The sequence below is a fragment of the Aquibium carbonis genome (assembly GCF_003970795.1).
Taxonomy (GTDB): domain Bacteria; phylum Pseudomonadota; class Alphaproteobacteria; order Rhizobiales; family Rhizobiaceae; genus Aquibium; species Aquibium carbonis.
Map to the genome: position 1 here is coordinate 1 of NZ_RWKW01000156.1, position 5,306 is coordinate 5,306.

Below are 5,306 nucleotides of genomic sequence, written 5' to 3' on the forward strand. Positions count from 1 at the left end.
CCGCGCGAACTGGCGGCGGCGCTGGGCATGGGGCTGCCGGCGCGGCGAGCGCCGGACCGGGCCGACCTCGCCGCGCTGATGCGGCGCTTTCCCGACGAGGCGGAACGGGCCTGAAGACGGGCCGCGCCCGCGATGTCCCGGCCCTGCTTCGTCATGCCCGCAGACTTTTTCTCCATCCACACGAGGAGCGACCATGACCGAGGGACCGGAGGTTTCGTTTACGATCGACACGAGCGCGCTGGACAAGGCGCTCGGCAACCTGTCGTCGCTGTCCGACAGCTTCGGGCGGCAGCTGACGCAGGGGCTGGCGAGCGCGGTGGTGCAGGGCCGCGCGCTGGAGGACGTGCTGCGCCGGATCGGGCTGAACCTCGCCGGCATGGCGCTGAGCCAGGGCCTGCAACCGCTGAGCCACCTGGCGGGCTCTGCCTTCTCGTCGATCTTCGGCGGGCTCGCGGGGCTGCTGCCGTTCGAAAAGGGCGGCGTTCCGGGTCGGGTGACGCCGTTTGCCGAGGGCGGGATCGTGTCGACGCCGACCTTCTTTCCCGCCGGCCGCAACATCGGCCTGATGGGGGAAGCCGGCGCGGAAGCGATCATGCCGCTGTCGCGCGGGCCGGACGGGCGGCTCGGCGTTTCGGCCGGCGGCGGTAGCGCGCCGGTCAACGTGGTCTTCAACGTGACGACGCCGGACGCGCCCTCGTTCCGCAAGTCGGAGGCGCAGATCACCGGCATGATCGCGCGGGCCGTGGCGCGCGGCGCGCGGACGCTGTGAGGAGGAATTCATGAGCGAGTTCGAGGCGTTTCACGAGGTGCGGTTCCCGATCGCGGTGTCCTTCGGGGCGACGGGCGGACCGGCGCGGCGCAACGAGATCGTGTTCCTGACCTCCGGGCACGAGCGGCGCAACGCGAGGTTTGCCGATTCGCGGCGGAGCTACGACGCCGGCACGGGCCTCCGCTCGCTGGAGGATGTGCACGACGTCGTCGCTTTCTTCGAGGCACGGCGCGGCTCGCTGCACGGCTTTCGCTTCCGCGACCCGTTCGACATGAAATCGTGCCGGCCGCACGAGGCGCCGGCCGCGACCGACCAGCCGCTCGGCATGGGCGACGGCACGGCGGCGGTGTTTGCGCTGGCCAAGACCTATGGCCAGGGTGCGGACGCCTATCGAAGGCCGATCGCCAAGCCGGTGGCGGGTAGCGTGCGGGTGGCGGTCGGCGGGGTCGAGCAGGCGCAGGGCACTGACTTTTCAGTCGACCACGCGACGGGCCGCGTCACCTTCCTGCCTGGTCATGTGCCGGCCGACGGCGCGGCGGTGACGGCGGGCTTCGAGTTCGACGTGCCCGTGCGCTTCGACACCGAGCAATTGTCGGTGAGCCTGGCGGGTTTTCGCGCCGGCCAGATCCCCACCATCCCGCTGATCGAGATCCTGCCATGAGCGACATTCCCGAGACGCTGGCCGCGCATCTGGCGCGGGAGACGACGAGCCTGTGCCATTGCTGGCGGGTGACGCGGCGCGACGGCACGGTGTCGGGCTTCACCGACCATGACCGGCCGCTGATGGTGGCGGGCACGACGTTCGAACCGCGCAGCGGTTTTACCGCCAGCGAGGCGCGCGAGACGCTGGGACTGGCTGCCGATAAGGTCGAGATCGAGGGTGCGATCAGCGCGGCGACGATCACCGCGCAGGACATCGCGGCCGGCCGATGGGACGGGGCTGGCGTGGAGACGCTGCTGGTCAACTGGCGCGCGCCGGACGAGGCGGCGGTGATCCGCACCCAGACGGTGGGGCGGATCACGCGGGCCGACAACCGCTTCGTGGCGGAACTGGAGGGGCCGGAGGCCGCGCTTGACCGGATCGGCGGGCGCTGGTTTCGCCGGACCTGCGACGCCGAGCTGGGCGATGCGCGCTGCGGCGTCGACCTCGACGATCCGGCGCTGATGGCCGCGGGCAGCGTGACGGCCGTGGTGACGGCCGACACGATCCGGGTGACCGGCATCGAGACGTTTCCGGCCGGCTGGTTCGCCGAGGGGCGGCTGACGGCGACGGGCGGGGCGATGGCCGGCGCGACGGTGCGCGTTCTGTCGCATCGCATCTCGGGCGAGGGGATCGACCTCGTGCTGTGGCGCGAGGGCGGCGGGCTGCCGGCGCCCGGCGACGGGTTCGGGATCGTGGCCGGCTGCGACAAGCGCTTTGCCACCTGCAAGGCGAAATTCGCCAACGATCTGAACTTTCGTGGCTTTCCGCACCTGCCCGGCAATGACGCGGCCTATGGCTACGCGACCGGGGGGCAGGTGTTCGACGGCGCACCGCTGGTGCCCTGATCCAGGCGACGCCATGCCGGGCTGCAAGCCGCCTTTTTCGCCCCGGCCTGGCGCTTTTTGATTCAGACACCGAGGCCAGCCATGAACCGAAGGATCAACGACGCGATCGTCGCCGAGGCGCTCGCCTGGACTGGCACGCCCTATCGTCACCAGGGCACGCGCAAGGGCGTGGGCTGCGACTGCCTGGGCCTCGTGCGCGGGGTGTGGCGCGCGGTCTATGCCGCCGAGCCCCAGGACCCCGGCGCCTATGCACGCGACTGGAGCGAGACGGGCGAGGGCGACCCGCTGATCGAGGCGGCCAGGCGACATTGCGCCGAAAAACCCGTGGCCGACATGGCGGCGGGCAATCTCGTCGTGTTCCGCTGGAAGCCGCACTACGCGGCCAAGCATGCCGGCATCATGGTCGCGCCTGAAAGGTTCGTCCACGCTTACGAAGGCCATGCGGTGACGGTGTCGCCGCTGGCGCCGCAGTGGCGCCGCCGCATCGCCGGGGTCTTCGCCTTTCCCGACCGACCGGAGGAGTGAACCGTGGCGACCATCATCCTGCAGGCGGCGGGCGCGGCACTCGGCGGCATTCTCGGACCCGTCGGCGCCGCGATCGGCACGGCGGCGGGGGCGATCGGCGGCTACCTGATCGATCGGGCGCTGATCGATTCGACCCGCCGCATCGAGGGACCGAGGCTCGCCTCCGCGCAGATGCTGACGGCCGAGGACGGCGCGCCGATGCCCAGGCTCTACGGCACGGCCAGGCTGGGCGCGACGCTGATCTGGGCGACGCGTTTCGAGGAGGGCAAGGAAACCAGCCGGCAGGGCTCGAAGGGCGGGCCGAAGGTGACGACCTACTCCTACTACGCCAACGCAGCCTTCGGCCTGTGCGAGGGGCCGGTGGCCGGCATCCGCCGCGTCTGGGCCGACGGGCGCGAACTCGACCTCGAGGAGGTGACGTTTCGGCTGCATCGCGGCACCGAGGACCAGGCGCCGGACCCGCTGATCGAGGCGAAGCAGGGCGCGGGCAACGCGCCCGCCTATCGCGGCACGGCCTATGTGGTGTTCGAGCGGCTGCCGCTGGACGACTACGGCAACCGGCTGCCGCAGATGCAGTTCGAGGTGATCCGTCCCGTCGGCGGGATGAGCGAGAAGGTCCGCGCCATGGCGCTGATCCCGGGCTCGACCGAGTTCGGCTACGCGCCGCGACGGGTGCGGCACGACCGGCGCAAGGGCGAGGGCGACATCGTCAACCGGCATGTGCTGCACGCGCCGACGGATATCGTCGCCTCGCTGGACGAGTTGCAGGCGCTGTGTCCGACCCTGACGCATGTGGCGCTGGTGGTGGCCTGGTTTGGCGACGACCTGCGGGCGGGACATTGCCGCATTCGCCCGGCGGTGACCGATCGCCATGCGCCCGCGGTCGCGGCCCGGTGGCGGGTGGGCAACGTGACCGCGTCGATGGCGATGGTGGTGTCGAAGGTGGCGGGACGGGCGGCCTATGGCGGCTCGCCGTCCGACGACTCGATCGTGGCGGCAATCGGCGAATTGAAGGCGCGGGGGCTGGCCGTCACGCTCTATCCCTTCGTGATGATGGACGTGCCGGCCGGCAACGGCCTTCCCGATCCGCATGGCGGGGCCGAGCAGGCAGCCTATCCGTGGCGGGGGCGGATCACCTGCCACCCGGCGGCCGGACAAGCGGGCAGCGTCGATGCGACGGCTGCGGCGCGCACGCAGGTCGATGCCTTTTTCGGCGATGCCTCGCCGGGACAGTTCTCGATTGCGGGCGGACGGGTGCATTTCTCCGGCAGCGGCTCGGACTGGGGCTATCGCCGCTTCGTGCTGCACCAGGCAAAGCTTGCCGCGCAGGCCGGCGGCGTCGACGCCTTCCTGATCGGTTCGGAGTTGCGCGGGCTGACGACCGTGCGCGGCGAGGCGGACAGCTTTCCGGCGGTCGAGGCGTTGTGCGCACTTGCCGCCGACGTGCGCGCGATGCTGGGCGCCGGGACGAAACTGACCTATGGCGCGGACTGGAGCGAATGGTTCGGCCATCAGCCACGGGACGGGTCGGGCAGCGTGTTCTTCCATCTCGACCCGCTGTGGGCGCATCCGGCGATCGACGCGGTGGGCATCGACGCCTACATGCCCCTGTCGGACTGGCGCGACGGCGACCATGACGGCTCCGGCCCGGACGGCGCGGCCGGCCCGCACGACCCGGCGGCGCTGAAGGCGGCGATCGGCGCGGGCGAGGGCTACGACTGGTATTATGCCGACGACGGGGATCGGCGCGCGCGCATCCGCACGCCGATCGAGGACGGGGCCTACGGCAAGCCCTGGGTGTTCCGCTACAAGGACCTGTGGAACTGGTGGGCGAATCCGCACTTCGACCGCCCGGGTGGCGTCGAAGTGGCGGGCCCGACCGCCTGGACGCCGCGCGGGAAGCCGATCTGGCTGACGGAACTGGGCTGCCCGGCGGTCGACAAGGGACCCAACCAGCCGAACGTCTTTCCTGACGCCAAGTCGAGCGAGAGCGCGCTGCCGCATTTTTCGAACGGCGGTCGCGACGATCTCGCGCAGCGCCGGTTCATCGAGGCGCATCTGGATTTCTGGGATCCGGATGCGGGCGGGTTCGAAGACGCCATGAACCCGCTCTCGCCGGTCTATGGCGGCCGCATGCTCGATCCGGAACGGGTCTATCTGTGGGCGTGGGACGCGCGGCCGTTCCCGAGTTTTCCGCTGGCCGGCGACGTATGGGGCGACGGCGGCAACTGGCTGACCGGTCACTGGCTGACCGGGCGGCTGGGCAATCCTTCCGCCGGCGACCTGGTGGCGGCGATCCTGGCCGACCACGGGCTGGAGGCGGGGGACACCGGCGGCGCGGCCGGATGGGCGAGCGGCTACGTGATCGCCGACCCGGCCTCGCCGCGCGCGGCGATCGAGCCGGTCGCCGACCTGTTCGGGCTGTCGCTGAGGTTCGAGGGCGGACGCGTCACGGCAAGGCGGC

The 5,306-nt window shown here is 71.3% G+C and carries 6 protein-coding genes; all 6 read left to right on the top strand.

Features of this window, described 5'->3' with window-relative positions; all coding sequences use genetic code 11:
- Positions 1–9: 9 nt before the first annotated feature.
- Positions 10–114, top strand: coding sequence for a hypothetical protein (locus EJC49_RS25020; protein ID WP_280960066.1), 105 nt, complete (start codon positions 10–12; stop codon positions 112–114).
- Between the two features lie 79 nt (positions 115–193).
- Positions 194–769: a phage tail tape measure protein gene (locus EJC49_RS25025; protein ID WP_126702649.1), complete on the top strand. Its 576-nt coding sequence runs from the start codon at positions 194–196 to the stop codon at positions 767–769.
- A gap of 10 nt (positions 770–779) precedes the next feature.
- Positions 780–1,430 carry a DUF2460 domain-containing protein gene (locus EJC49_RS25030; RefSeq protein ID WP_126702650.1) on the top strand — a complete coding sequence of 217 codons (651 nt, stop codon included), beginning with the start codon at positions 780–782 and terminating at the stop codon, positions 1,428–1,430.
- Positions 1,427–2,317 (top strand): DUF2163 domain-containing protein, encoded by an 891-nt coding sequence (locus tag EJC49_RS25035; protein ID WP_126702651.1) that lies wholly within the window; start codon positions 1,427–1,429, stop codon positions 2,315–2,317. The genes EJC49_RS25030 and EJC49_RS25035 overlap by 4 nt, the downstream gene beginning before the upstream one ends.
- A gap of 81 nt (positions 2,318–2,398) precedes the next feature.
- Positions 2,399–2,842: an NlpC/P60 family protein gene (locus EJC49_RS25040; protein WP_126702652.1), complete on the top strand. Its 444-nt coding sequence runs from the start codon at positions 2,399–2,401 to the stop codon at positions 2,840–2,842.
- A 3-nt stretch (positions 2,843–2,845) separates the two neighbouring features.
- The coding region (locus EJC49_RS25045) for a baseplate multidomain protein megatron (RefSeq protein WP_170314865.1) at positions 2,846–5,306 on the top strand (2,461 nt) is incomplete at its 3' end.

What these genes read in the sequence shown, in the direction of transcription:
- EJC49_RS25025 (WP_126702649.1), top strand. Translation starts at nt 194, where the DNA reads ATGACCGAGGGACCGGAGGTTTCGTTTACGATCGACACGAGCGCGCTG.
- EJC49_RS25035 (WP_126702651.1), top strand. Translation starts at nt 1,427, where the DNA reads ATGAGCGACATTCCCGAGACGCTGGCCGCGCATCTGGCGCGGGAGACG.
- EJC49_RS25040 (WP_126702652.1), top strand. Translation starts at nt 2,399, where the DNA reads ATGAACCGAAGGATCAACGACGCGATCGTCGCCGAGGCGCTCGCCTGG.
- EJC49_RS25030 (WP_126702650.1), top strand. Translation starts at nt 780, where the DNA reads ATGAGCGAGTTCGAGGCGTTTCACGAGGTGCGGTTCCCGATCGCGGTG.